At 51.1% G+C, this 25,861-nt stretch carries 25 protein-coding genes; 16 read left to right on the forward strand and 9 right to left on the reverse strand.

The window, feature by feature from the left end; all coding sequences use genetic code 11:
- The first annotated feature begins 61 nt into the window (after window positions 1-61).
- Complete coding sequence (locus NR302_RS20990) at window positions 62-973, forward strand: LysR substrate-binding domain-containing protein (RefSeq protein ID WP_258145724.1); 912 nt, start codon at window positions 62-64, stop codon at window positions 971-973.
- Here the strand turns inward: NR302_RS20990 and NR302_RS20995 are convergent, their stop codons facing one another.
- Window positions 974-2,167 (reverse strand): MFS transporter, encoded by a 1,194-nt coding sequence (locus NR302_RS20995; protein WP_258145725.1) that lies wholly within the window; start codon window positions 2,165-2,167, stop codon window positions 974-976.
- Between the two features lie 215 nt (window positions 2,168-2,382).
- Entirely contained in the window at window positions 2,383-3,498 is a 1,116-nt protein-coding gene (locus tag NR302_RS21000; RefSeq protein ID WP_258145726.1) for a metallophosphoesterase, read from the reverse strand.
- A 125-nt stretch (window positions 3,499-3,623) separates the two neighbouring features.
- Between NR302_RS21000 and NR302_RS21005 the strand changes: the two genes are divergently transcribed.
- The 3 genes from NR302_RS21005 (at window position 3,624) to NR302_RS21015 (ending at window position 4,765) form a co-directional block, all read left to right on the forward strand.
- Window positions 3,624-3,977: an MmcQ/YjbR family DNA-binding protein gene (locus NR302_RS21005; RefSeq protein WP_258145727.1), complete on the forward strand. Its 354-nt coding sequence runs from the start codon at window positions 3,624-3,626 to the stop codon at window positions 3,975-3,977.
- A 93-nt stretch (window positions 3,978-4,070) separates the two neighbouring features.
- A complete protein-coding gene (locus tag NR302_RS21010) occupies window positions 4,071-4,433 on the forward strand; it encodes a hypothetical protein (RefSeq protein ID WP_258145728.1) in 363 nt (120 codons plus the stop codon).
- 89 nt (window positions 4,434-4,522) lie between these two features.
- The gene (locus NR302_RS21015) at window positions 4,523-4,765 is read left to right on the forward strand and encodes a hypothetical protein (RefSeq protein ID WP_258145729.1); all 243 of its coding nucleotides are present in this window, start codon (window positions 4,523-4,525) and stop codon (window positions 4,763-4,765) included.
- Window positions 4,766-4,877: 112 nt separating this feature from the next.
- On the opposite strand, the gene cybB is transcribed toward NR302_RS21015, so the two are convergent.
- Both cybB and NR302_RS21025 read right to left on the reverse strand, forming a co-directional pair.
- On the reverse strand, window positions 4,878-5,417 hold the full coding sequence (cybB, locus tag NR302_RS21020) for a cytochrome b561 (protein ID WP_258145730.1): 540 nt from the start codon (window positions 5,415-5,417) through the stop codon (window positions 4,878-4,880).
- Between the two features lie 91 nt (window positions 5,418-5,508).
- On the reverse strand, window positions 5,509-6,003 hold the full coding sequence (locus NR302_RS21025) for a MarR family winged helix-turn-helix transcriptional regulator (protein WP_258145731.1): 495 nt from the start codon (window positions 6,001-6,003) through the stop codon (window positions 5,509-5,511).
- 264 nt (window positions 6,004-6,267) lie between these two features.
- Between NR302_RS21025 and NR302_RS21030 the strand changes: the two genes are divergently transcribed.
- The 3 genes from NR302_RS21030 to NR302_RS21040 all read left to right on the forward strand — a co-directional run bounded on the left by NR302_RS21030 (window position 6,268) and on the right by NR302_RS21040 (window position 8,479).
- Window positions 6,268-7,416: an MFS transporter gene (locus tag NR302_RS21030; protein WP_258145732.1), complete on the forward strand. Its 1,149-nt coding sequence runs from the start codon at window positions 6,268-6,270 to the stop codon at window positions 7,414-7,416.
- Window positions 7,417-7,512: 96 nt separating this feature from the next.
- Window positions 7,513-8,016, forward strand: coding sequence for a DUF1543 domain-containing protein (locus tag NR302_RS21035; RefSeq protein ID WP_258145733.1), 504 nt, complete (start codon window positions 7,513-7,515; stop codon window positions 8,014-8,016).
- Between the two features lie 40 nt (window positions 8,017-8,056).
- Window positions 8,057-8,479: an NUDIX hydrolase gene (locus tag NR302_RS21040; RefSeq protein WP_258145734.1), complete on the forward strand. Its 423-nt coding sequence runs from the start codon at window positions 8,057-8,059 to the stop codon at window positions 8,477-8,479.
- Here NR302_RS21040 and NR302_RS21045 read toward each other — a convergent pair.
- The 3 genes from NR302_RS21045 to NR302_RS21055 are packed head-to-tail and all read right to left on the reverse strand — an operon-like array spanning window position 8,466 to window position 10,056.
- The gene (locus NR302_RS21045) at window positions 8,466-8,837 is read right to left on the reverse strand and encodes a RidA family protein (RefSeq protein ID WP_258145735.1); all 372 of its coding nucleotides are present in this window, start codon (window positions 8,835-8,837) and stop codon (window positions 8,466-8,468) included. The two genes, NR302_RS21040 and NR302_RS21045, sit on opposite strands and share 14 nt — an antisense overlap.
- Before the next feature lie 10 nt (window positions 8,838-8,847).
- A complete protein-coding gene (locus tag NR302_RS21050) occupies window positions 8,848-9,312 on the reverse strand; it encodes a GNAT family N-acetyltransferase (RefSeq protein WP_258145736.1) in 465 nt (154 codons plus the stop codon).
- Between the two features lie 48 nt (window positions 9,313-9,360).
- Complete coding sequence (locus NR302_RS21055; RefSeq protein ID WP_258145737.1) at window positions 9,361-10,056, reverse strand: B3/4 domain-containing protein; 696 nt, start codon at window positions 10,054-10,056, stop codon at window positions 9,361-9,363.
- 43 nt (window positions 10,057-10,099) lie between these two features.
- Between NR302_RS21055 and NR302_RS21060 the strand changes: the two genes are divergently transcribed.
- Window positions 10,100-10,702 (forward strand): helix-turn-helix domain-containing protein, encoded by a 603-nt coding sequence (locus NR302_RS21060; protein WP_258145738.1) that lies wholly within the window; start codon window positions 10,100-10,102, stop codon window positions 10,700-10,702.
- On the opposite strand, the gene NR302_RS21065 is transcribed toward NR302_RS21060, so the two are convergent.
- Window positions 10,699-11,445, reverse strand: coding sequence for an SDR family oxidoreductase (locus tag NR302_RS21065; protein WP_258145739.1), 747 nt, complete (start codon window positions 11,443-11,445; stop codon window positions 10,699-10,701). The two genes, NR302_RS21060 and NR302_RS21065, sit on opposite strands and share 4 nt — an antisense overlap.
- A gap of 99 nt (window positions 11,446-11,544) precedes the next feature.
- Here NR302_RS21065 and NR302_RS21070 point away from each other — a divergent pair, with 99 nt between their 5' ends.
- On the forward strand, window positions 11,545-12,447 hold the full coding sequence (locus tag NR302_RS21070; RefSeq protein WP_258145740.1) for an AraC family transcriptional regulator: 903 nt from the start codon (window positions 11,545-11,547) through the stop codon (window positions 12,445-12,447).
- On the opposite strand, the gene NR302_RS21075 is transcribed toward NR302_RS21070, so the two are convergent.
- Window positions 12,444-12,866 (reverse strand): DUF2000 domain-containing protein, encoded by a 423-nt coding sequence (locus NR302_RS21075; RefSeq protein WP_258145742.1) that lies wholly within the window; start codon window positions 12,864-12,866, stop codon window positions 12,444-12,446. The two genes, NR302_RS21070 and NR302_RS21075, sit on opposite strands and share 4 nt — an antisense overlap.
- A gap of 235 nt (window positions 12,867-13,101) precedes the next feature.
- Here NR302_RS21075 and NR302_RS21080 point away from each other — a divergent pair, with 235 nt between their 5' ends.
- The 7 genes from NR302_RS21080 (at window position 13,102) to NR302_RS21110 (ending at window position 25,769) form a co-directional block, all read left to right on the forward strand.
- A complete protein-coding gene (locus tag NR302_RS21080; protein ID WP_258145744.1) occupies window positions 13,102-13,572 on the forward strand; it encodes an Lrp/AsnC family transcriptional regulator in 471 nt (156 codons plus the stop codon).
- A gap of 173 nt (window positions 13,573-13,745) precedes the next feature.
- The gene (locus NR302_RS21085; RefSeq protein ID WP_258145745.1) at window positions 13,746-15,290 is read left to right on the forward strand and encodes an AAA family ATPase; all 1,545 of its coding nucleotides are present in this window, start codon (window positions 13,746-13,748) and stop codon (window positions 15,288-15,290) included.
- Window positions 15,287-16,327 (forward strand): DUF4435 domain-containing protein, encoded by a 1,041-nt coding sequence (locus tag NR302_RS21090; protein ID WP_258145746.1) that lies wholly within the window; start codon window positions 15,287-15,289, stop codon window positions 16,325-16,327. The genes NR302_RS21085 and NR302_RS21090 overlap by 4 nt, the downstream gene beginning before the upstream one ends.
- 323 nt (window positions 16,328-16,650) lie before the next feature.
- Window positions 16,651-22,629 (forward strand): autotransporter outer membrane beta-barrel domain-containing protein, encoded by a 5,979-nt coding sequence (locus tag NR302_RS21095; RefSeq protein ID WP_258145747.1) that lies wholly within the window; start codon window positions 16,651-16,653, stop codon window positions 22,627-22,629.
- Window positions 22,630-22,782: 153 nt separating this feature from the next.
- Entirely contained in the window at window positions 22,783-23,670 is an 888-nt protein-coding gene (locus NR302_RS21100) for a LysR family transcriptional regulator (protein WP_008108755.1), read from the forward strand.
- A 170-nt stretch (window positions 23,671-23,840) separates the two neighbouring features.
- Window positions 23,841-24,647, forward strand: coding sequence for an alpha/beta hydrolase (locus NR302_RS21105; RefSeq protein WP_258145748.1), 807 nt, complete (start codon window positions 23,841-23,843; stop codon window positions 24,645-24,647).
- 15 nt (window positions 24,648-24,662) lie between these two features.
- Window positions 24,663-25,769, forward strand: coding sequence for an LLM class flavin-dependent oxidoreductase (locus NR302_RS21110; RefSeq protein ID WP_258145749.1), 1,107 nt, complete (start codon window positions 24,663-24,665; stop codon window positions 25,767-25,769).
- The last annotated feature ends 92 nt before the right edge of the window (window positions 25,770-25,861 follow it).

Consider the following 25,861-nt stretch of genomic DNA (forward strand, 5'->3'; position numbering starts at 1 on the left):
TGGCGCACGCAAATTGCGTGCGTTCTGAGCCTTTTATCCTCTCTAACTTCAATCGCCAAATATGAGAAAAACCGATCACTTAGGTGGGATCACGGCATTTGTGACCACCGCGCAGCAGGGCAGCTTTACGGCTGCGGCAGAGCGGCTGGGTTTAACTAAATCCGCTGTGGGCAAAAGCGTCAGCCGGCTTGAGGATCGCCTCGGGCTCAAACTGTTTCAGCGTTCGACGCGCAGATTAAGCCTGACGCCCGACGGTGAGCGCTTTCTCAATAGCTGCCAAAATGCCATCGATATTCTTGAGCAGGCGGAAGCCGAACTGACTTCACATATTCTTCAGCCCGCAGGAAGGCTGAGAGTCGATTTGCCTGCCGCCTTTGGCCGCCAGCGCATATTGCCGATCCTGCTACAAATCACACGGAAATACCCTGAACTTGCGCTGACCATTACCTTCAGTGAGCGATTTGTCGATCTTATCGAAGAAGGTGTCGATCTGGTCATCCGCATTGGTGAACTGGCAGACAGTAGTGGGTTGGTCGCCAGAAGGCTAACCACGCAAAAACTGGTGATATGCGCGTCACCAGAATATCTGCTGGCTCACGGTGAACCCTTAACCGTCGGTGAGTTGAGTCAACACCAGTGTGTCGTGGGGTTTCGTCGCAATCAGCCGCTCTCCTGGCTGCTGCGCGATGGCGAAGGTGTGATAACCCGTTTTACACCGCCGCCGACGCATGAATTTGCCGACGGCGATGCGATGCTTGCAGCCACATTGGCAGGATGCGGTCTGTCGCAGTTGCCAATGTGGCTGGTGGGACAATCTCTGGAAAGCGGGGCGTTGCGCGAGGTATTGCCAGGAAACTCAGGTGGCGAGATGCCGATCAGTGCACTCTGGCCTAAGAGTCGCCAACTGCTGCCTAAGATCCGTTATGTTGTCGATACTCTGGTGCAGGCAGCAGCAGAGGGCGCGCTTGACTGATTACCTCTGTTCAGAATAAACGGATTCTGCACAAAGCTGATTTGATTTGGCATCTGAACGCTGTTTAACCGCGATGCTGATGAAAGCCAGCAGGGCAAAAAATACGCTGCTAAGCACCACTGAATGCGTGCCGAGGCGGGCGATGAACCATCCGCCGGTCAGCGAACCAATGGTAATGCCAAGGTTTGAGAACGACATATAAAGACTGTTGGCAAATTCTGGCGCTTCGCTGGCCTCGCGCATCAGCCATGTTTGACTGACTACCAAGCCGGATGAGTGAAACGCGCCCCAGAACACGGTCAGCACACACATTGCCAGTGGAGAAAAGCCAAGGAACCAGACCAGCAGGAAGACCAGCGTATATAACAGCGGATAGGCGAGTGTGGTTTGCAGCACGCGTTTCTGCAGAAAACTGCTAAACACAAAGTTGCCGATGAATCCGCAGAGACCAAACAGGATAAGCATTGCGCTAATCGCATTGTTGCTGAGATGGGTTACTTTCGCCAGATAATCAGCGACATAGCTAAAACCGGAGAACATCGCGGCGAAAACCAGCGTGACGGTTGAGATCGTCAGCCACAATTTACCCTTACGCAATACGGCAACCTGGCTGGCATAAGAGACCTTATGCGTAGCAGGCATTGAGGGCATAAAGACCATAACACCGATGAAAGCCAGCACGCAGGCGGCCGCGCCAAAGTAGAACGCCGCAGACAGCGAAAGGTGATCGGCGATAAGTGAACTCAGCGGCACACCCAACACCAGCCCGATCGCCACCCCAGCAAAGACCTTGGCGGCTGCGCCAGCGGCTTTTTCTTTAGGCACAGAATTAGCCGCTACAACCAAAGCGACAGCAAAGAATACCGCGTGCGCCAGCGCAGGAAGAATGCGGAATAGCAGCATCAGTTTGAAAACATCGGTGGTGGCATATATCAGGTTAGAAATAATAAAGACCACCAGAATAGTGAGCAGAACCGTTTTCTTATTAAACCTTGAGAGCAGTAGCGTGATAAACGGCCCCGTCACCGCCACAATAATGGCGTAAATGCTGACGAGGAATCCCACCTGTGTTGGCGTGACATGAAGTTGTGTGACGAGTTTTGGCAACAAGCCAATAATGGCGATTTCCGTGGTGATCACCCCGAAAACGGCAACAGACAGCGCCAGTAAAAGCAGCGAGCTTTTATTTTGCATAGCAAACCCTTGTGAAAAAACCGCAATGAAATAAAAGAAAGCCACATAGCGAAATATGGCTTTTATGCGTTATGGCCGGATTATTTCCGGTCGCGCATCATCGCGAAGATTTAACAGTGGGGAAATATGTCTATAGACGTTTCAGTGGAGATATAAATTCTACAATATAGTTATGCACGCGCGCATTGAGGAGATGACTCAATGCGCGGCAATCCTTAAGGTTTGCGCTGCAACGTAATACGGGTCAACTCTGATGGCCGGCCCAAACGTACCGCCATGCCAGGCCAAAGCGCTGTGCCGTTGTTGACGTAAAGCTGCATGCCATCCACCTGATACAGCCCTGATACGAAGCCTGCATTGGGTTTGGCAAACAGGCGGTCAAAGCCAATGATCAGGCCGCCGTGTGTGTGTCCTGAAAGTTGCAGATCGATGTTTTTGAGTGCGTTTTGACGCGCGTTACGCGGTTGGTGATCGAGCAGGATTACCGGCGCATTCTCCGGCGCACCGGCCAGCGTCTTTTCCAGATCGGGGCCGACTGCACCACGTCGTGAAGCTGAGGTATCCGGCATGCCGGCGATCACCAGCTCGGCGTTATCACGCTTAATCACCGTATGACGATTGAGTAACGGCTCAAGACCCAGCGATGCCAGATGCGCGGTCCAGCGCTCCTGCTCAAAGAAATATTCGTGATTGCCGGTGATTGCAAACACGCCATCGCGGGCATGTAATCCGCGCAACGGCTCGACGTCCGCGCGCCGATTCTGCAGCGTGCCGTCAATCACATCGCCGGTGACCAGAATCAGATCGACATCCAGCGTCATGGCTTTTTGCACCAGCGAGCGCGTCCATTTCTCGTTGAAGAGTTTAGTGATGTGCATATCGGTCAACTGCAACAGTTGATAGCCTTCGAATTCGCGCGGAAGGTTGTCGATCTCAATGGTCACATCTTTGATCGGCGGCACGCGAATAGCCTGATAAACGCCGACAGTGGCAAGAATCAAGGCAAACGCTGCCGCCACATAACGCACTGCCGGCATGATTTCAAACGGATGACGGAACAACAGCGAAACCAGCGCCACCATATCAATCACAAACTGCGTCAGCGCGAGAAACAGTACGGCGCTGAAACCCCAGTTGAACAGGATGACAATCGCGCGCGGCATTTCTGGTGAGAACATGCTGCCAGAGGTAAAACGGCTCACCAACAGATACTGCGAAGCCAGCAACACCAGTAAAGACAGAATGATTTTTAACAGCAATGGCATGGCTAGCGGGAACAAAAATCGGGCGATCACATACCAGCTCGGTATGCTGAAAATCAGATGAAACATCACTCACTTCCCTGGTTTAAGGGCGCTGATTTAGCGCAAAAAATCAATACGCAGTGTAGCCTTAACTGATTACTATTGTGGCTTCGCACGTGCTTTATTTAGGCGCGATTCACCACGGAGGATGCATGCAACGCCAGCAGCTGTTCGACTACATTAATCAGCACTATAAGGTAGAACCCGATTATCCGTGGAAAAAGCACAGCGAATATGCGGTGCTGCGTCATCCCCGGCACCGCAAGTGGTTTGCGCTGGTGTTCCCGCTGGAGAGTCATAAACTCGGTTTGCCGGATGGGCCGGTTATCAATGTGATGAACATCAAAGCGCGTCCTGAACTCATTGGATCGCTGCGCCAACTGGCCGGCGTTTATCCGGCTTACCACATGAATAAAGAGCATTGGCTGAGTATCACGCTGGAGAACGGCTTGCCGGACAGCGAGATTCTGGCGCTACTGGATGACAGCTTTAGTCTGACGTTTTGAATGCAATTGGGATCACTCAGATCAGAATATTAATTAGCTTATGTTTGCGAGATGTTAAAAATTAATTATTGGAGTTCTTATCAAGGAGAGAACATGGAGCTCAAAGAGATTTTAGATAAAATAGGGTTGACCGTACCGCAACTTTTTACGGCTATTCCTGTGCTTCTTTTACTGTCAAAATCAGTACTTAAAACGTTTAGCTACCCTTTCAAATTGATTGATTTAATATCAGAAAATGTATACGCAAAAAAAACTGCAGAACGCAAAGTTGAAGCTATTGACAAAGTTTTTTCGGTTGGTACGGACAATGAAAATGGATTTGCTGATGAGCTAAAGATAGAGGTTTTATTATATGGGTTTGGCTTGAAATACCCTATTTATACGCTTAAAATCTTCTTTATTTATATTCATAAACATCGAGATTTGAACTATCAATCATCAGCTTATGACTTTTAAAGCATGAAAATATCTTTTCATTGCGGAGAGGTGAACTCCCTGTGCTATCAAGAGGCAAACTAACCATAAAATTGATGGCGATTATATCCATGATTGTACTTTCGTTTATAGGCTTCTACGCGGGTATAGCAGGAATAAAAGACGTTATAAGTGGGGAAATAATTTGGCTGTTGGTTTTGCAATTGATGCTATATATCTTTGGTGAAATGTTTTTCTTTTTAATTATTATTTCATTAATGGCTGAAGTTATTTCTATTTTTAGAGCAATGTTATTTTTGAAACAATTATTTAAAATTGAGAGTGACATCAGAAGAGAGAAATTTATGAGGTAATATTCAATGAGTGAGTCTCTAATTTATTTAACAGCAGCAGTAATTTCAGCGTGGCGTTCCAGCGCTATTTTGGCCGCCCGGCAAGTGCGATCACCGGGCGGAAAAAGAAGAATTAACGTTGGCGACGCGATGGCATCATGCGTACTAATGTGTTGTCTTTAAACAGATAATGGTGCGCCAACGCAGCAACTGCATGAATGCCGATCAGCCAATAACCATAAGGCGCGAGAGTTTCATGCCAGCCCGCAATCGTGTCGGCAAAATCCGGATCCGGATCGCCACTCACCGGCATCGGAATACCAAAAATCCACCAGGTTCGTCCCATATAGAAACGCGACAGAATCCCCAGCGTCGGTAAGACGATGAAAAACACGTAGATCGCCAGATGCATCAGATGCGCCAGGCCGGTTTGCCAGTGCGGCGGCTTGGGCACAATCGCCGGGCTGCGATGGCGAAAACGCAGCAGGATGCGCGACAGCATAATCACCAGCACACAGCTTCCAGCGCTGAAGTGACCAATGATCATCGCAAAGCCTTGCCACGAACCGCGCGTCGCCAATCCACGAAATTCCATGGTGCAATACGCAGTGACGACCAACAGAAAGGTCAACCAATGAAGAAAAATCTGCGATGGGGCGTATTTATTGCTCATCTCTAATCCGTAAAAATGCCTGGCGGGACGATTACTTTAAGGGAAAATGTGCTGAATTAATTCATATTTTGACGCATCAGCAACAACGTTTTTACTTTTCCGCTTCAGTTGCCACCAATAACTGACTTAGCAAGGTTTTCAACTGCGCTTGCTGCGCGGCATCCAGCGTTGCCAGCAGGCTGTTTTGCGTTTGCGTATGCACCAGCAGCGCTTGCTCGATCTTTGCTAAGCCTTCCTCGGTGAGCGCCACCAGCATGCTGCGCTTATCCTCGGGATCGGCAACGCGCACAATCGAACCCACTTCTTCCAGCCGATTGAGCCGATTGGTCATCGCGCCCGATGTCACCAGCAACGATTTATACAGCTGCGTCGGCGATAAGCGATAGGGTGCGCCTGCGCGTCGTAGCGTCGCCAGCACATCAAATTCGCCATCGCGAAAGCCAAACGGTGCCAGCGCTTCAGCGCGGGTTTTCGCCAGATGTTTCATGATGCGCAGCATGCGGCCAAAAACCGCCATTGAAGACGCATCCAGCTCCGGCATCGCGCTGGCCCATTGTTGCACCACAAAATCGACATGATCGGTCAAACGGCTAACTCCTGAGTTTGATGTAAGAAGGTGCGCATAAATGCGCACCCTACGTAAAACGCGCCAATCCTTTGTAGGGTCGCCATTTATGGCGACCGAAAAACGCGCTAATCCTTTGTAGGATCGCCATTTATGGTGACCGAAAAACGCGCCATTTATGGCGACCACATCTCATCCCCATTTGTTGCTTTGTGCGCATGGGCTACTACTGCTCCGAAAAGTATCTTAACGTTAAGATACTTTTAATGTGCAAGGAGATGCAAAGTGAATCGTACTTTACCTGCGGTTGGGATGTTTGCCTTACTGGTTTTTATTATCGCACTGAATTTGCGGCCGATTATGGCGGCGATGGGGCCGCTGTTTCCGCTACTGCAGCGCGACGCGCAGCTCAACGCCACGCAGCTTAGCTTGCTCACCACATTGCCGGTGATAATGATGGGATTGGCGGCGTTAGCCGGTCCGCTGCTGCTGCGTCGACTTGGCGAAGTGCGCGGTATCGCTGCCGGATTGGTATTGCTGGCGCTGGCGAGCATTGCGCGTGGATTCGACCAATCTGCCACCATGTTGATTATCAGTGCGTTGGTGGCGGGCAGCGGAATAGGTTTAATTCAGGCCTTGATGCCCGCGCAGATCAAACGTCACTTCGGTGCAAAAGCCGGCACGCTAATGGCACTGTTCACCACCGGAATTATGGCGGGTGCAGCGATTGCCGCCGCCAGCGCCGCGCCGTTAGCCAATGCGCAAGGTTTGGCGTTAACACTGGCGATTCCGGTCGTGCCCGCAATCATCGCGCTGTTGTTGTGGCTGACGATTTCACGTGGCATCGCGCCGATACGAAGCAATCAACCAGCTCGCGCCGCTCGCTCGACGCGTGCCTGGCTGTTAATGATCTTTTTTGGTATCGGCACCGGCGCGTACACTTTAGTGCTGGCGTGGCTGCCGCCGTTTTACATGCAGCACGGCTGGCAACCGGAGCAGAGCGGCTACGTGTTGGGCGCGCTGACGCTGACGGAAGTGGCTGCGGGCTTTGTGCTGTCGGCGCTGATCCATCGCTTCCGCGATCGTCGCCGTCCGTTGCTGGTGGTGTTAACCCTGATTCTGCTGGGTTTGATCAGCTTGCTAACGCTGGGCGGCGCGCAGGCGTGGCTGCCTACTTTGCTGCTGGGATTGGGCATCGGCGCGCTATTTCCCCTCTCGCTAATTGTCACGCTCGACCACGCGAATACGCCGGAAGAAGCGGGCGCATTGCTCTCCTTCGTGCAGGGCGGCGGCTACTTGCTGGCGGCGTTAATGCCGCTGATCGCCGGCATCGTGCGTGACCGCGCCGCTTCGCTGGATAGCGCGTGGGTAATCATGAGCGTGGGCATTGTGCTGCTGATGGTGATGGCGCAGCGGTTTAAACCGCAGAGATAAACGGCATTGTTGCGGCATGAAAAGGTTGTCTCGTTATGTATGTTGTTTTATAACGCTCCGCACACTCTTCTTTGTTTAACAAAAGGAAATGACTACGTGAACCTGTTCATCTTTTACGTTGGTGGTAATGCCGGAAAATCCAACATCGAAGTGCACGACATCCAATTCGTTGCCGCTGAAAAACCGCAAGACGCCTGGCCCGCATTGCGTGAAGCCTGGTTTGGCGATGCCGACAAAATCCACGTCGATGGTTATGCCCGCATTACCTGGGCCGATGGTTATCGCGTTTCGCTGTCGGCAGAACCGGCAACGGGCAGTAAAAAGCTTTTCTTTGTCAATGCCGGTGCTTACCATCCTTCGACGCTGGCGGAACTGCATGCGTTCGATCTGTTTGTGGCGGAGAACGTCAAAGAGGCCAAAGCCAAAGGCTTAGCGAACTTGCTGCCCGGCGCAGATCATCAACACAAAGACAATCTCAAAGATGTGGATGATTGTTTGCTGCTGGAGAAGGTGGGCGATCTCTACATCCATCTTACGCCAGACGCCAATGGCGAACCGTTCCGCCCAGAATGGCAAGGTTATCAACCCATTGGATCGTAGGGGCGTCATTTATGACGACCTGGCAAAACAAGGAGCAACAATGTCACCACAAGTGGGAATCGGCGTTTTAATTTTCCGCGACGGGAAACTGTTATTGGGACAACGCAAAGGTAGCCACGGCGCGGGCGACTGGTCTGCGCCGGGCGGGCATCTGGAGTTTGGCGAATCGCCGGAATCTTGCGCACGTCGTGAAGTGCTGGAAGAAACCGGCCTACAGCTTGGTGAACTGCAAAACGGCGCGTTCGTTAGCGATGTGTTTCCCGAGGTCAACAAGCACTACATCACGTTGCTGATGGTAGCTCAGGATGCTATTGGTGAACCGCAGTTGATGGAGCCAGAAAAGTGCCACGGCTGGCAATGGTTTGCGCCTGAAGATCTGCCGCAATCGCTGTTTGCGCCGCTGCGCACCTGGATCGCACGCGATGGATTGGCGGCGCTAAAAGCATTGGCTACAGCGCGATAATCGCCTCGATCTCAATTTTCAAATCCGGCGAGAAAAGTTGGCTGATTTGTACCAGCGAACTGGCGGGCAGATGATCGCCATAATGCTTAAACAGCACGGCGCGTAAGGTATTGATCTCATCAAATGAGGTGATGAAAATCGTCACCTTGATCAGCTTCTCCAGCGAACTCTTTTCCTCAGCCGCGATGGTATGCAACTGCTGGAAAATGGCTTCTGCTTGCGAAGCGATATCGGATTGCTGCGCTGGCGTACCAAAGGCGGTCAGGCCAGAAACATACAAGGTTTCATTGTGCTTTACCGCATGCACGTAAGGCGCTTTGACTTCACCCAATTGCGGATAGTTTTTACGCATCAGCATCTGTTTCTCCTTAAACGATTTTAAGAACCATCACCGTAACTTCTTCATCAGCCATCACGCGCTGCTCCACATCCTGCCAGCCGAAGCGGCGATACAGCGCTTGTTGATCCGGCGTATACAGCCACAACGCGGCAATCCCACGCAGACGCGCTTCAGTAATCAAGCGCGTCACCAAAGTACTCGCCAACCCTTTACCGCGATGTTCAGCTGCAGTAATCACTTCGCCGAGCCAAAACTCGCGCTCGACGATATCACCCAATTCGTAATGAATAATGCTGGCGGTCGCCATCAATTCGCCATCGGATGTGGTGGCAACCAGCGTTAGCGTTTTTGCCTCCGCGTGATTGCGCGCCTGTAAGCGTTGCTGAATCACCGCCGCATCACGCCAGTTGGGGAAATCCGACCATTCGTGATGCAGCATTTGTGTCACCGCATCCAATAACTGTGGCTGTTGCTCCAGTAGGTTGATGTGCATTCCGATTCCTAAAGGTAAAGGTGGCGGGCGAGAGTGACAACATAGCGGTTAGCTACTGATATTGCCAAGCAAACGGCGCTCGACAGTCGCGCCAGGCATAATCTGCAGAATACCGTGCTCCAGCATATCGCCCGCTTGTTGCAATGCGTCGAGCGGCATCGCTGGTAAGCGTTCCAGCACAAACCACATCTGCGCTTGCTCAATGCTGAGACGCGTGCGCACGCCTTGTCGCCAGTTCCAGCGCCGACAGGTTACGCCTGCGTCATCCCGCCATACCACTTCGCCAGATTCTGGAGATTCATGGCTCAACACGCCTTCTTTATAGACATCGAACGGTTCGCTGCCATCGGCGCGCGTCAGCTGCGGGTTGCCCACGTAAGCGGCCACATTCTCACCGCCGACCGGAATGGCGAAACGAATGCTCACCGCATTGTAGAGATCAACGATCGGATCGATGGCCGCCATGGTTCCGTCGCGCTGCACGCGCTTGCGCAGCGCGTCTGCTGAACACGGCGTGCGCTTCGGTTTGGCACCAAAGCGTTTGAACATTTCAGCCCATTGCGTCAGATGGGCTTCAGCCCAAGGAAAATCATCCTGCAACATGTCACGACAAGCTTGTGCTAAGGCTTCTTCACCAACTTGCGGACGCAACACTGGCGCAGCCTGAACTAAAATGCTGAGCGCGGTAAAGTCAGGCGCTAAGACAGAAACGGAAGGATCGATTGACGGGCTAAAGACGAACATAACATAATCCTGTAATGACTAATTTATTCCATGATAGTGACCGATGAAGAAGAAAGTCAATAAATTGACCGAAACAGGTTCTGATATCGACTATGTCAGCGCCGCCGTTTCAGCCAGCGTCAAAAGCTTCCGCCAACAGCAAAAACTGTCGCTGGATGAGCTCTCGCGCCGCGCGGGCGTCAGTAAAGGCATGTTAGTTGAGATTGAGAAAGGCAGCGCAAATCCCAGTATCGCCATTTTGTGCAAAGTGGCGGCTGCACTAGGAATATCGGTGGCCGATATTGTGAATGTCACCGCCGATCCGCTCGCGCATCTGGTTGCTGAAGAGGATATTCCGGTGTTATGGCAAGGCGACAAAGGCGGCACAGCGCGTTTGCTAGCGGGCACGCAAGGGCCGGATATGATCGAGCTGTGGCGGTGGGAGATGTTTCCCGGCGAACAGTTTGCCTCGCCAGGACATCCGCAGCGCACTTACGAACTGCTGCATGTCGAGCAGGGCGAACTCACGCTGAAGGTTGATGAACAGCAGTTGCAGGTGCCGCGCGGCAGTTCAGCGGTGGCAAAAACCGCTGCGCCGCACAGTTATGCGAATCTCGGCGAACTGCCGCTGATTTTCACCATGGCAGTCGCCGAAATTCACAGTTAACCCTCCTCGTTCGCCAACGCCACCGCATCTTCGCCAGCGGGAATGCGCATCGGAGCATGTGGATCGGTCGCCGCGCGCCACACCGCTTCGGCCACATCCAGCGCTTTGGTGGTCGGTTGCGGCTGCTGCATCGCGCTGAACACGCCATCTAACAGCGGCTGATACGGCTCAAGCTGCGTGTTCTGCATGCGTGGCATGGCATTCTTGCCAAAATCGGTGGTGGGCGCCAAACCTGGCAGCACCAGACGCACCTTGATATTGAACGGCTGCAACTCCAAAGCCAGCGATTCAGTAAAGGCGTTCACCGCCGCTTTGCTTCCGGTATAAACCGCCAGCAGCGGCAGCGATTTCAGCGTCACCGTCGAGGTGACGTTGATCACCGTGCCGCTTTGCTTCGCGCGAAATTGTGGCAGCACAGCCTGCGTCAGTGCGATGGTACCGAGCGTGTTAGTCTCAAATACGTCGCGCACCGTCGACATCGGCGTGCCTTCCAGAGATGACAGCACGCCAATCCCGGCGTTATTCACCAGCACATCGATATCGCCCGCCGCAGCGACGGCACTTTCGATGCTGGCGGCATCGCTGACGTCCAATGGCAGCAGACGCAGATTTTCCGACGCCGGGAATATGTCGGCACTGGGATTGCGCATGGTGGCGATCACTTTCCAGCCACGTTCCAGAAAATAGAGCGCGGTGGCGTGACCAAAGCCGGACGAACAGCCGGTGATTAGAATCGTTTTCATCTTTCACTCCTGCGTTGCATTGGGGTAGACGATCACTATAGAGTCATCCTGCTGGACTCACTACAACGCAACGTCCAGCTTTCATTCGCAGGAGTCCAAATGATCGATCCCTTAGCGGAAATGGTGTCGCTGCTGCAGCCGCAAGCGGCGTTTTCCAAACGCGCGCGTGCTAATGGCCGCTGGCGCGTGCAGCGCAGTGAAACCGGTCAGCCGTTCTATTGTCTGGTGCTGGAAGGTCGCAGCCAGTTGAGGATGAAAGGGCATGCGCCCATCACGCTAGAGCAGGGCGATTTTGTGTTGATCCCGGCGGCGTGGGAATTTTGCATGACCAGCGCCGAACCACCCGCCGACGATGCACCTGAAACCACGCCACAGATGCTCGCGCCCAGCGAATTCTGGATTGGCGATCAGCAGCAGCCCGCCGACGTACAAACACTGATTGGCTATTGCCAGTTCGGCGCGCCCGATGCCGGATTGATTGTCTCGCTGCTGCCGCAGTTTATTCACGTGCGCGGCGAATCGCGCCTGACCACGCTGGTGGAATTAGTGATGGATGAATGCCGCGCGCAGCGTCCGGCGCGTCACGTGGTGCTGGAGCGTTTACTGGAGCTGCTATTAATAGAAGCGCTGCGATCGATGCCGATCTGCAACGCGTGTCCGGGCGTGATGAGCGGCTTAGCCGACGAACGATTGGCGGCAGCAATCCGCGCTATCCATGCCAATCCTGCACACAGCTGGACGGTGGCCGAACTGGCTAAAGCCGCCGCGCTGTCACGCTCATCATTCTTTGTGCGTTTCCGCGAAGCCGTTGGCGTGGCGCCGATGGTTTACCTGCTGACGTGGCGCATGGCGCTGGCGAAAAATCTGCTGCGCGGCAAAAGCATGGCGGTGGCAGAAGTGGCCGAGCGCGTCGGCTATCGCTCCGCAAGTGCTTTCAGCGTGGCATTCAGTCGTTACGTAGGCCAGCCGCCTGCATGGTTCGCCGCCGAAGAGGATGTTTAACGATAAAGCTTCAAATTGCCGATTAAGCGGGTAATTTTTTTCTTTGGGCCGATCAAACCGATCGCCACCAACTCAATCTGATCGCTGTGCGCGTCAGTAATACGCTCGCCATATTCCTCGTAAGTTTTGCATGATTGCGCCAGCGCGCTGAACGGCATCGCAAAGATCTCATTATCCGCGCTGCTAATATGCTGCAACTCGCGCAGGTAATTGCTGTCCGCCAATAATACCGGCAGCGGCGCGTAGATGACGCCGGGATAATTCACGCCATCCTGGCTTTGCTGATCCGGCCCCACCAAATTTCCAATCAATTTTCCAAAACTAATGCCGATAACGCTTGAAGCGTTCATCGCCAATCCGGCGGGCAGTTGCTGATCAATCACAATGGTGCAGCGATGGGTGTTTGCGTCGAAATCCATGATTCAGGCTTCACTTTGAGTGGGTTATAGGTACGTGCTGCGCATAAATGCGTGCGCCGTAGGGTCGCCATTCATGGCGACCTGGCCACATCCGCGCAATGACTCTGTCGGTAATCACCAGACAAAAAGTATGCCGCAACCCCAAAGGAAAGTGCTTTCTGAATACGTTGCAAAAGGAACTGATTAAGGATAAAAAATCCCTTAATTGCCAATCTATGGAAAGGATTATCCACTTATGAGTTTAAGCAAGACAGATATCAAAATCCTCCAGCAGTTGCAGCAGGACGCGCGCATCACCAACCAACATCTCGCCGACGAAATTGGCCTCTCCGCATCGCCAACCTGGCGCAAAGTGCGCAAGCTGGAAGAAGACGAAGTGATTCAGGGCTATCGCGCGGTACTTAATCGAAAAAAGATTGGCCTTAATGTGATGGTATTTGTACGCGTCACCATTGATAGCCACAGCGAAGCCGAAGCGCGCAAATTCGAACAAGAAGTCATGGCACTGGATAATGTGGTTTCCTGCTACAGCATCGGCGGCGATGCAGATTTCTTATTACAGGTGGTGGCCGCGGATATGGATGCGTATGCGGAGTTTGCCATGTCGGTTATTCGTAGATTGCCGGGGATAAAGGAGATGCAGAGTATGTTTGTGCTGAAGGAGATAAAGGGATTGGCGGCCTGGCCTTTAAAGAATGAGTTATAACACCTTGAATAAAACACGGTCATTAATGTAAATTGGAAAGATATTAATAAAGCATCAAAGTTAGTTAAGGTGATTTAAACTTGCATTTAAATCATTTTTTAAAATTTTAGGAACACTAAAATTAACTATGATTTAACATGAGAAATCTCCATAAAATATATGAGGTGGTAATTTTGGAAAGGAAATTGATAACAAATTTCGAAATAAATGGTCTTAATGGTGAATCTAATGTAAATATTAAGTTCAATGACAATAAGAAAATAATTGTTTCTGAGAATGGGCAAGGTAAAACAACGATTATAAACATGCTTTATACTTTCCTAAGGAAAGATAAGCGTCTTTTAGATTATTCTTTTTCCGACTTGCGTGTCAAGTTTTCAAAAGAAAAACAACTCACTTATCCGAAAAATATTATCCGGGTTATTTTTGAAGAGGAGTTCCTACATTCTTTTAAGCAAGCAGTCAATCATGTTAATAATGTGGCAAGCAAGGATTTTGTTAAAGGCATAAATAAGGGGTTTAGAAGGGAGTTGATACTAAGCTTAATAATTTATTATATATGCAATAATTCATCAGCAATGAAGAAATCTAGAAACGAAATATTATCATTGCTAGGTGATATTGAGGGTGGTGGTGATAACCTGATTCCTGTTATTTTACGGATAAGGAATTATATAAGAAATCATATTATTCTCTTTGAATTAGAAGATATGAATATTTCTTTTAGTGATTTATTTTTTGATGTCAAAAAGATCTGTAATGAATTAGATGATGACAATGAGTTTGATTTAAAAGATTTTTATGCAAGGGTTGAGCTTCTCTCTTCTAAATTAAATGAGTTCTCGAAGCATGAGTTTATATACCTTCCAACATATCGATTAGTTGAAAGTGGAATCAAGTACTTCAAAAAGGAAGGTGAGGATGAGTATTTTTTTACATTTAACGAGGCTGAGCAATATTTCAAAGACAATCCATTGATTCAGTTCGGAGTTGATAATATAAAGGAAGTATGGATTGGTTTGTCATCCAAGATAAGAACCTCAACTACTGAAGGTTTTTTGAAATTGTCAGGAAGGTTGCTTAAAAACACCCTTGTAAATAAATCAATTGATAAAGATGATGTGGATTATTTAGTTAGCAATAAAAAGTCCATAGAGAAAATATTATCTCGCATAGATGACGATACTATTGACAAAAAAGATAAGCAAGACTTGTTAAAGCTTATAAATAAAAAATCATTAATAAATGGTAGTGGCAATAATGCCCTTTTTTACATCCTAGAAAATATGGTTTCTATTTATAATAATCAAAAATATATTGATGAGACGATTGAAGAATATGTTGATGTGTTGAATTCATTCTTTACAGATAAGAAGGTTGTATTTAATGATATAACATCAGAGATATATGTTGAGAAGTTAAAAAATAAAAACAAAATTGACATTGAAAAACTTTCTTCTGGCGAGAAGCAAATATTATCTCTATTCACAAGACTATACTTTTCAAGTGTTGAAAATACAGGTGTCAAGTATTGGATATTTTACGATGAGCCGGAAATATCACTGTCTATTGAGTGGCAGCAGATCCTTTTACCTAAGATTCTTAATTCTAATAAATGTGATTTTTTGTTTGCAGCTACACACTCACCATTTATCTTTAAGAATGACCTAAAGAAATATACAAGCGATTTATCACTCGAAATTGAGGTGGCGCAATGAATAATAATGCAAAGCTAAATCGAGTGGATATGCTTGAAAATATGGCAACTGATGAATCAGTCATTTTTAGAGAGTTTATAAGAAAATTCAATGGTAATGAAGATAAATATTTTTTTCTACTCGAGGGCGATGATGATATAAACTATTATAATAGACCTTTTGAAAATCATTTTGGCCCACACAAATCATCATGGATGATTTTAATATGTCATGGTAGAAGTAATGTTTTAGAAATGATTAAAAATTTGAAAGAACATTCAGAGGAGAGCTATAGAAAATCTTTTTTCTTCGGTTTTATTGACAAAGACTACAATGAGGTTACTGATAACCTACATAAGGATAAGGTTTATATTACACCAGGATATTCTATTGAGAATTTTTATGCTTCATCCGATTTCATCGAAAAAATCCTAGAACGTAAGTTTTTCGTTTGTAAAAATGATGATTCTAATGGCGATTTTGAAAAATGTTATGATAATTTCTTAGAGAGAAGATCAGAGTTTATAAAATTAATATTAGAGTTAGATATGTACCTGAGGTGTAACAGGATTATGTTTGAGGAACAGAAAATTGATGCAAAATTAAATGCCAAAGATATCGGATTTTCAAGTTCTTTTAGCGTTGATTTAAAAGAGGTGAGATTAAACAAAAATTCTCTTGAAATGCTCCAGAAGGAAATTGGTTATTTTGATGAGAATTCTTTAGTAAAAGCAAAGTCTTACTATGAAGATAAAGATGATACTGAATTAGCATCTCTGATAAGAGGTAAGTTCATGTTTTTCTTCATTCATCAGTATTTGTTCAGACTTAAGGAGGATAATTTAAAGGCTAAGCCAAGTCTATTTATTGACTCGTACAGACTTTCAAAGTTACCTAAACCTAATAAAAAATCATTTAAAAAAACCAGTTTAACTCTAACTAAGGAAAAGCATGATATTTTATCTGACTTATGTAGTTACTCAGATATTCCTTCGTGCTTAAATGATTTTTTAAGATTCAATGTTGCTCCGTTAAGAAATGAGCTTATGGCATCATAGCTTTATATTTAAAATAAACGGCGAGCATATAAGTATAACGTTCGCCGGTTAAACTTAACCATGTCATTTTAGCCTTGATTCTAGGTATAAATTAGATCCGATCTTTTAGATATTATTTGTAGTCAAATTCCTAAATCACATCTCCCATCTCACAATTCCTTAACTCAAATTAGACGTTTTCCTGCGTTAGCGTAGATACTCATTTCATCCGATTTCAAATATTAAAAAGCTGAAACAAAATAATTCAATCACTTAAATACCTCTGAAGCGTATTGGCATTCTGCCGTACGCGTTTTGTCTTTTCTCTGCATGAGGAAAACAACGTGTTTAAATTAAATCCGGTGTTACTGAGCCTGGTGGCGGCGCAGGGGATGATGTTCCCGCTATTGCCGACAACGGCTGCGATATTAAGACCTTACACGCCTGAAGTGAATGACAATAAAGTTGGCGCTTATTGTCTTTGCAATGGCAGCACGCAAACCCTAAGCGGATTGCCGCGTTTCACGCCCGGTGAAAGTGGCGTGGGCAACGTTACGATTGGCGAGTTGCGATCGATTGGCCGTATCATCAATGACAATGTGATTGGTGCGGAACGATTACAAATTGGGCCGCAAAATTACACCATTGGCGTACTTGATCCCAATTATCATACCTATATCAATTATCAGGTGTTTAATAGCGCAGAACTGGTTGATTTACCTTCGGTTAATCTCAAAACCGTTGTACCAGATTATTTTGATGTGAATGACAAACAATATATCGATGCGCGTGTGGCGTCTGTTAGTAACGGAACCTTGAATGTCGATATTGGCAAGCACGATGCCGCAATCAATTCCTCCAGTAATAGCTGGTCAATGGCAGCGAAGCAAAGCCAGTTATTTACCGCCAGTAAGAAAGGGAATTTGAACTGGAATTCTAACAACCGCATCACCTTTACCGCGGGCACCACGCCGTATGGTGGCGATCGTTTAGCTTACGATGTCGGCAACGTAGTGGAATATGCTGGTGAATTTAGCGTGGGCACTTACGATGGTGGCACCACACAATTCAACGTCACTAATCTCTACGAATTGCGTAAATACAATGACTGGCTGATTGGTCAACTCTCCAACGGCAACATCATTACCGATAACTACAACACCGAATTTAATAAAGCTTTTAAACTGCGCGATGGCCGCGTGGTGTATCGCATGAGCACCAACAATTACGATGATGAAGTGGCGTTGCCGATATTCGATCAAGTGGTACTCAGCGCTGATGGGCCAAAAGCGACAGTCAAAATCAATCGTGGCAAAACGCTTGAAGTGGTGAACAGCGATAGCGCGGTGATGCGTGCCAACAACGGCGCGAAAGCGATTATCGACGGCAAGCTTTCCAGCACTGGTTCGGGTTTGGAATTACTACAGGGCGCGCGTGGATTTAATAACGGCGTAATCAACAGCGGCTTCCTTAATAACGCTGATGGCAAAGGCGTGGATCTCAGCACTATCGGCAACGGCGGAACCGCGGTGAGCGCCGCGTATGGCAGCAAATTTATCAATCGTGGCGTGATCAATCTGCAACCCGGCGCGGGATACAGCGCGGGTATCACCACCTACAACAGCAAGGTGGTCAATCACGGTAATATCAATGTCGGCGTCAGCGACGTTTCTAACGGTGGCTCAGCGTCTGGCGTGATGCCGAGCAGCGATGGGCAAGGCAGCTTTGTGAACGCCAAAGACGGCACAATTTACATCGGGCGCTCACCGCAGAATCGCAAAAATGATGCCACACAAGATGTCGCGGTCAACATGAGCGGCGGCGTCAACGGCATCTCACAACTGCTTGATTCCAGAGCCATCAATAACGGCCATATTGTTATCGGCTCCAAAGTACAAAATGCTGCGGGCATGCGCGTGGAACTGGCTCCGCACACGACCACCATCAACAACGGCGTGATTGATATCAACGGCCAGGCGCAGCCCAATCCGGCAGAAAATGTTGGCATGTTGGTGCTTGATTCCGGCAGCCTTAGCAACAAAGTGATTAATGCTGGAGCCATCAATGTGAATGGCTTCAATAGCACCGGTCTTAAAGTCATCGCACGTGATGGCAATGATTCAGAGGCGTATTCCAGCGGTGCGATTAACGTTCTCGGCGATGGCGATCGCTACGGAACGTCCTACAACACGGCGGTTTGGGTGAAGGGCGATCCCGGCGGCACCGCCTACGCCAATCTTACCGGGCCGATTCGCCTCGGCGGCACCAACGGGATTGGTATTCGCGCGGAAGGCAGTGCCGCCATTGATGTCAGCGCCAATTCAATTCCCGTTTCCGTTCCTAGCTCAAGTCTGTTCACCGGGCGACAAATCAGTTTTTACGCCATTGGTCCCAACGCCAGAATCAATTTACCCGCCAACGGCAGTTATCTCTCATCGGTTTACGGCGGCACGATTTTCCGCGTTGAGGATGGCGCAGATTTCGATGGCACAGGCCGCACGCTGTCGATGACTAATAGCTTTGCGACCGGCGTGTACGGCAGCGGCCAGTACACTGATGTGAATACGAATGGCGGCAGGTTCAATATTTCTGGCATGTATGCGCGCGGTATTGAAATTACCGATGGTGCGCAAGCCACCATTGATGCCAACGCGCGCATCAAATTGCTTGGCATCGGCGCGACGGCCGCCATCGCCGACGGCAACAAATACACGCTGCAAGGAGAAGCGATCAATCCAGCAACCCAGTTCAATCCCGATACATTGTTGATCAACCATGCGCCACTGAGCGGTGTTGCTAACGATCAGGAAGCGCTGATCGTCAAAAATCAGGCGCAACTGATCAATACCGGCGACATCACTTTAGGCGGGAGAAACACCACCGGGATTCGGGCGGAATCTGGCGCGTTCGCCTTTAACCGTGGCGTAATTACCGTGACAGGCAACAGTACCGGCCTGTATGCCAATGGCGATCCGCAATACGGTGATGGGCAAACCTTGACGCAGGTATTCAACAACGGTTTGTTGAACGTGTATAGCGTCGATGGCATGAACTTGTTCACCAGTAAAGGCGTGGTGGCCTTTAATGAGCTGGCGCGGATTTACCAAAGCGGCACTATTAACCTTTACGGCCCTAACGCGATGGCAGGATCGGTATTTGCTGGCGGCTTGTTGGAGTTGGGCGACGGCAATAGCGTGGAGTTTCACGATCCCAACCAATTCGGTTTTCGTGCCGCCGATCCTGGAACGCGCTTGATCACCCACGGCGGCGTTACTCAAGTCGGAGCCGACAATGCGCTGTTGTATGAGATCGTTAATGGTGCGAGGCTGGATGCCGCAACGCCGGGTAGCGTCGCGCTATATGGAAACCGCATCACCGGCATCGATGTCAGCGGTCCGGGCGCGTTGGTGTCCAGCACCGATAGTTACTTCACCACGGGCAAAAATGTCAGCGTGCTGCGTGCCAGCGACACTGCAAAAGCGTTCATCACCAGTAACATTGCGATGCACGGTGAATTTAGCACGGCGGCAATCGCCAGCGGCGGCGGAACGCAAGTGTCCGTCGCCGCACCGATCACCGGCAGCGCGGACAATCTTACCGCGTTTGACGTCAGTTCAGGCGCGCACCTCGTCAATCAGCAGCAAGGCTCGGTGAATTTCACTGGTTACAATAGCACCGGCGCGCGCATCTACGACGGTGGCCATTTGACCAACCGTGGCAGCATCTTCATTGCTTCCGGCATCGGTGTCGACGTCGGCAGCGGCTATAACCAATACGTGCCGATAAAAGGCCGTTTGCAGGTCGATGATGGCATCGCAGCGATACGTGTCGGTAACGCTGGCTGGCTAAATATTGTTGGCGATGGGCAGGACGCAAGCACCATTCAGGCGCGAGGCGGTGCGGATGGCGTGCGACTGGAGCCAGGCGCTCGCGGCTTTGAAGCCAACGACATCACTATTCTCAGCTACAGCAGCGGCAGCGCGATTAACAATCTTGCCGAAAGCACCAATATCTCCCTGAAAAACGTGGTGTTAGATGTTTACGGCGGCAACGGTGTGCGTTCAGTGACGTCGTTGGATCCCAACGGTAAAGTGCGCATCAATGTGGCTGGCAACGGCACAGGCTACCTTTTCGAGAATGTCGATGGAGTCAGCACCACCAACAGTCTGGTGCTGGGTAAAGATTACTCGATTGTGGTGTCGGGTGAAGGTACTGGCATTCGCGCTAACACCGAAGGAAGAGTGATTTCGCGCGGCGTGATCGACATTCTCGATGCGGATGGCGGCTCGGCGATTGTCACCCGCAATGCCAGCCAGGTGATCAATCAGGGAACGATCAGTTCACAAAGTCGCGTGTCGCCGTTGATTGATCTGCGCGGCGGGCAAACGCTGTTCATCAATCAGGGAACCATTAACGCACCATTCCCGGATCAAGTGGTGGTGGCGGGCGGCGCTGGCAGTAATGTTATCGCGTTGCTGGATGGCGCGGTGATCGGCGATGTGAATACCGGCGACGGCAGCGATGAACTGATCGTTACCGGCGGCACGCTGAACGGCAGCCTGACAATGGGCAATGGCGCAGCCAATCAGGCTTCAGTGCAGAAAGTGAGTTTGGCCGACACCCGCCACATCACCACCGAAAACGGCGCGGGCAGCACGCTCAACCTCAGCGAGCTAACCGCGCGCGGGGGCTCATTTGCCAGCGATGATGCCAGCAAAGGCACCAATCTCGGCGCGGGCTGGAGCACGCTCAACTTCTTCGCCACCAAATGGACGCTAACCGACAACATCAAACTCGCGCACAGCACCATCAATATCGATTCTGGCAGTACGCTGTTTGCTGGCGATAACGTCAATCCGCTGCTGCAAGGTGCGACCAATGATTCGCTGGTGGTGAATAACGCCGGTGCGCTGGACCTTACTAATGGCGGCAACGCGGCGGCGAATGTATTAACCATTGATGGCGAACTGGCATCGGCGGGCGGTAGCCTGAAGCTCAACTCAACCGCCACGCAGAGTGACAACCTGCGCGTGAACGGCAATGTATCTGGCACAACTTTAATTGAGGATACGCTGGTCGGCGGTCCGCTGCTGGATAGCAATAACGACGGCGTAATTTCCGCCAGTGAAGGTGTGTCGCTGGCGCAGGTCACCAGCAGCGCCAGCGCCTCAAGTTTTGCGCTGAAGGGCGGCTATGTGGCGTCCGGTCCGTGGCAATACGGCTTGGCCAGCTTCGCGCCGGGCAGTTCCACTGCGGGCATATGGGATTATCGACTCGCAAATACTTTTGTCTGTGAAGACGGTTCGCTGTGCCAGCCGCAAGCGGGTAGCAATAAGCGTGCTGCGCGGCTGGCGGTGACGCCGCAGGTGCCATCCTACATCTCCGCGCCGGTTGGTTTGGCGTATTACTCGCTGGCGGTGACCGACGATCTGCATAAACGTCTTGGCGAACTGCGTCAGCAGCAAACCGCGCCCGATGCGGTTGGCGGCGAGATGTTTATCCGCTATCTCGGCTCCAATCTGAAATATCAAAGCAATCGCGGTTTGGCCGATTACGGCTACGACTTCGACCTCGATTACAGCGCGGTGCAACTGGGCGGCAACGTGCTGCGCGCCGACGGCCCGCAAGACAGCCTGCGCGGCGGCGTGGCTTATACGCGCGGTAATACGCGCATTCGCCCTCACGCAGCCGATGGTTACAGCTCCACCAGCTTCGACAGCGACAGCATCTCGCTGTACGGCACCTGGCTGCGCGACAGCGGATTCTACCTGGATGGCTCGTTGAGTTGGGGTTGGTATCGCGGTGAAACCGACATCGCACGACAGAAAGAGGTGGCCTCACCGAAAGGCAACGGCTGGACGGCGTCGGTGGAATCGGGCTATCCGTTTACCTTCGCCAACGGCGTGCGGCTTGAACCGCAGGCGCAAATCACCTGGCTGCAGATGAAAATGGACAGCTTCACCGATCGCGACCGCACGCGCGTGTCGTACAACGATTACGATCAAACCATCGGCCGGCTCGGCGCACGCCTCGATCGGACCTGGCTGGACGCCAGCCAGAATGCCTACACGCCGTACCTTCGCGCCAACTACTACAAAGGCTGGGGCGGCACCGCGAAAACCAAAATCGGTTCGGCGGATGCGGAAGGCAGCCAAACCTTTGAGAGCGGGAAGTTTGGTCAGATGTGGGATGTCGGCTTAGGCGGCAGCGCCACGCTGAATAAGGACGTTGCGCTGTATGCCGAAGCCGATTACCGCAAAGAGATCGATGGCAACGGCGCCAAAGGCTGGCGCTATAACGCGGGCGTGAGGTGGTCATTCTAAGGTCACCATAAATGGCGACCCTACAAAGGATTGGCGCGTTTTTCGTAGGGTGCGCATTCATGCGCACCAGGTTGCCATGAATGGCGATCCAACACTGATGGAATAACTCTTGCATCACCCTGTGCGATAAATCCTATGCACAGGGCGATGTGAGTGAACCTCAACACCTATAAATACTTCAACGAAGTCGCCGCCACGGGATCGATCAGACGGGCGGCAGATCGACTGCACGTTGCGCCTTCGGCTATCAGCCGACAGATCGCATTACTGGAACATACGCTCGGCGTAATGTTGCTGGAACGCACCAACACCGGCATCCGTTTAACCCCCGCAGGTATGATGCTGGAGCGCTTCACGCGCAAGATGTGCCGCGATCTCGACCGTATTCATGAGTCGATTAAAAACCTAAAAGGGCTGCGCGAAGGTGAGGTGAAAATATGGGTAATTGAAGCGGTGGTGCAGGCGATTTTGCCGCGCATCATGACCAGCTTTAATGAAAATTATCCGGCCATTCAATTCTCGATTAATAGCGAATCGTCCGATCGCACCATCGAAGCGATTATCCGCGATGAAATCGATATTGGCATTGTGTTTAACATGGGCGACCGCCCCGGAATTGAAGTCATAAAGCGCTGTCCTGCACCAATTCAGTGCCTGGTTTCTCCCCAGCATCCGCTGGCTCAACATCAATCCCTCAGTCTTGAAGATATTTGCGGCTATCCGGTGGCGCTGCCGGTGTCCAGTTTCGGCATGCGGCAAACCTTCGACAAAGTCACGCGCAGCCTGCATCTCAACCCGCAATCAATCGTGAACACCAATAATCTGGAACTCACCAAAGCAATGGCGATAGCCGGGCGCACCTTAACCATTGGGCCGAAACAAATCGCTGCACGTGAAATAGATCAGCACATGTTGATTGCCATTCCAATTGATAACGAGGCGATGGAATCGGCCAATATCGAGATCTGCGTGCATCGCGACCGCACGCTCTCCTTTGCCGCCCACCAGTTTCTCAAACATGTGTGCCGGGAATTTAATTGATGCGCTTCGTAGGGTCGCCATTCATGGCGACCTGATTAATACGCCACCCTTTCCCGCGTGCTAAAACCGGCAACGCCGTGTGCTGCATTCGATATTACAGCTAGCGGAAACGCGCGTGGTACTTATTAGTCATCGCTGCATACAGGCAAAAATCCATTAAGGGGAAAACGATGCCGAGCATCATGACTAACGGAATTCGCACCCATTACGACATCGCGGGACGTGGTCCGGCCATCATTTTCGTATCTGGTCTCGGCGGCACCGCCGCGTACTGGCAGCCGCAGGTCAATGCCTTCGCGGACGAGTTTACCGTGGTGACCTACGATCAACGCGGCGCGGGGCAATCCGATCATCCTGCTGGCCCGTACAGCATCGAAACACTGGCGGATGATCTGCAGGCACTGATTGCCGGGCTGGAGTTGGATCGCCCGATTTTAGTGGGGCACTCCACCGGCGGTGCCATCGGCCAGATTTTGGCGGCACGCCATCCGCAACTGCTGGCAGGTATGGTGCAGTACGCCAGCTGGGCTAAATCCGACATGCATTTCAACTGGTGCTTCCGCATGCGCCGTGCGCTGCTGATTGGCAGCACGCTGGAAGAGTATGTACACGGCAGCGCGCTGTTTCTCTATCCGCCAGAACATATCAAAGCCAACGCCGAGACTTTATCGCCCGCGCTGCTCGCCTCCGCCACGCGTTTTCCGGCTCGCGATGTGGTGCTGAGCCGCATCGACGCGATTATGGCGCACGATGCCAGCGCGGCACTGCCAAAAATCCAGACGCCAACGCTGGTGATGTGCGCGCAAGATGACATCCTCACGCCGCCGTATCAATCGCGGCTGCTGGCCGAAAACATCCCCGGCGCGCAGCTGAAAATCGTGCCGCAGGGCGGCCACAGTTTTTCGGAAACCGAAACGCCGCTGTTTAACCAAATTACCCGCGACTTTATGGCGAGCCTTCACTCGCCAGCGAACTGAATCGAGGAATCTGACATGACTGATAAGAAGAATGTTGAGTTCGGCGTATTTCTGCCGGTCGGCAACGGCGGCTGGATCACCTCGACTACCAGCCCGCAGCTGCCCGCGACCTACGATTACAACAAACAGGTGGCGATCCTCGCGGAGCAACTCGGTTTTGACTTCGCGCTGTCGATGGCGAAGTGGCGCGGCTACGGCGGCCCATCGCAGCATTGGGACGTGACGCTGGAAAGCCTGACCACCATGGCCGGCATCGCCGAAGCCACCAGCCGCATTGGCGTGTGGGGCACGGTTCACACTATGGTGTTTCATCCAGCGGTAGTGGCAAAAATGAGTGCGGTGCTGGACCAAATCTCTAAAGGCCGTTTTGGCCTGAATATCGTGTCTGGCTCCAATCCCACCGATCAGGGGCAAATGGGCTTGTGGATGGACCTCGATCACGCCGAGCGTTACGAACTGGCCGCCGAGTGGCTGACGGTGCTGAAGCGTTTGTGGACCGAAGATCGCGTTGACCACAAAGGCAAGCACTACGAGCTGGTCGACTGTATGTCAAACCCGAAACCGGCCGCGCCGCCGCCAATTATCTGCGCGGGCGCGTCGGATCGTGGCTTCCTATTCACCATGGATCACTGTACCGGCAGCTTTATGCTCGGTTCGGACCATGATGACTTCATCAAAACCGGGCTGCGTGCCAAAGAGCTGGCCGCGCAGCAGGGCAAACCCGATTTCAAAACCTACGGCTTGTTCACCATCGTACCGGGCGCGACCGATGCCGAAGCGCATGAGCGCGTGGCGCTGTATGACGCGGGCGTTGACACCATCGCGCTGGATAACCAGACGCGCGAATACTCCGGCGATAAGAGCTTTAAGCAGAACACCATGGCGCAGCGCTTTGTTTCGCAGGGCGAGCAGCGCAATTCGATGACGCGCGCCGCATTGGTGGGATCACCAGAAACTATCGGCACCAAGCTGGCCGCCATTATCAAAGGCGCGCAGCTGGATGGCGTAACGGTGATTGTGCCGGACTTTATTGACGATCTGCGTATCGTCGGCACCGAGGTGCTCGAAGTGCTGGAGCAGCACGGCGTCAACACCAACGCGCGAGCCTACCAAAACACATAGGGCCGCTATTTATGGCGACCATATAAACCAGGTGCGCATAAATGCGCACCCTACAAAAAACGCGCCAAACCATTGTAGGGTCGCCATTCATG

Source organism: Pantoea sp. SOD02 (genome assembly GCF_024707505.1).
Taxonomy (GTDB): Bacteria; Pseudomonadota; Gammaproteobacteria; order Enterobacterales; family Enterobacteriaceae; genus Pantoea; species Pantoea symbiotica.

What these genes read in the sequence shown, in the direction of transcription:
- NR302_RS21110 (WP_258145749.1), top strand. Translation starts at nt 24,663, where the DNA reads ATGACTGATAAGAAGAATGTTGAGTTCGGCGTATTTCTGCCGGTCGGC.
- NR302_RS20990 (WP_258145724.1), top strand. Translation starts at nt 62, where the DNA reads ATGAGAAAAACCGATCACTTAGGTGGGATCACGGCATTTGTGACCACC.
- NR302_RS21010 (WP_258145728.1), top strand. Translation starts at nt 4,071, where the DNA reads ATGGAGCTCAAAGAGATTTTAGATAAAATAGGGTTGACCGTACCGCAA.
- NR302_RS21105 (WP_258145748.1), top strand. Translation starts at nt 23,841, where the DNA reads ATGCCGAGCATCATGACTAACGGAATTCGCACCCATTACGACATCGCG.
- NR302_RS21045 (WP_258145735.1), bottom strand. Translation starts at nt 8,837, where the DNA reads ATGCTGATGCGTAAAAACTATCCGCAATTGGGTGAAGTCAAAGCGCCT.
- NR302_RS21040 (WP_258145734.1), top strand. Translation starts at nt 8,057, where the DNA reads ATGTCACCACAAGTGGGAATCGGCGTTTTAATTTTCCGCGACGGGAAA.
- NR302_RS21015 (WP_258145729.1), top strand. Translation starts at nt 4,523, where the DNA reads ATGATTGTACTTTCGTTTATAGGCTTCTACGCGGGTATAGCAGGAATA.
- NR302_RS21055 (WP_258145737.1), bottom strand. Translation starts at nt 10,056, where the DNA reads ATGTTCGTCTTTAGCCCGTCAATCGATCCTTCCGTTTCTGTCTTAGCG.
- NR302_RS21060 (WP_258145738.1), top strand. Translation starts at nt 10,100, where the DNA reads ATGAAGAAGAAAGTCAATAAATTGACCGAAACAGGTTCTGATATCGAC.
- NR302_RS20995 (WP_258145725.1), bottom strand. Translation starts at nt 2,167, where the DNA reads ATGCAAAATAAAAGCTCGCTGCTTTTACTGGCGCTGTCTGTTGCCGTT.
- NR302_RS21065 (WP_258145739.1), bottom strand. Translation starts at nt 11,445, where the DNA reads ATGAAAACGATTCTAATCACCGGCTGTTCGTCCGGCTTTGGTCACGCC.
- NR302_RS21005 (WP_258145727.1), top strand. Translation starts at nt 3,624, where the DNA reads ATGCAACGCCAGCAGCTGTTCGACTACATTAATCAGCACTATAAGGTA.
- NR302_RS21080 (WP_258145744.1), top strand. Translation starts at nt 13,102, where the DNA reads ATGAGTTTAAGCAAGACAGATATCAAAATCCTCCAGCAGTTGCAGCAG.
- NR302_RS21000 (WP_258145726.1), bottom strand. Translation starts at nt 3,498, where the DNA reads ATGTTTCATCTGATTTTCAGCATACCGAGCTGGTATGTGATCGCCCGA.
- NR302_RS21090 (WP_258145746.1), top strand. Translation starts at nt 15,287, where the DNA reads ATGAATAATAATGCAAAGCTAAATCGAGTGGATATGCTTGAAAATATG.
- NR302_RS21070 (WP_258145740.1), top strand. Translation starts at nt 11,545, where the DNA reads ATGATCGATCCCTTAGCGGAAATGGTGTCGCTGCTGCAGCCGCAAGCG.
- cybB (WP_258145730.1), bottom strand. Translation starts at nt 5,417, where the DNA reads ATGAGCAATAAATACGCCCCATCGCAGATTTTTCTTCATTGGTTGACC.
- NR302_RS21075 (WP_258145742.1), bottom strand. Translation starts at nt 12,866, where the DNA reads ATGGATTTCGACGCAAACACCCATCGCTGCACCATTGTGATTGATCAG.
- NR302_RS21050 (WP_258145736.1), bottom strand. Translation starts at nt 9,312, where the DNA reads ATGCACATCAACCTACTGGAGCAACAGCCACAGTTATTGGATGCGGTG.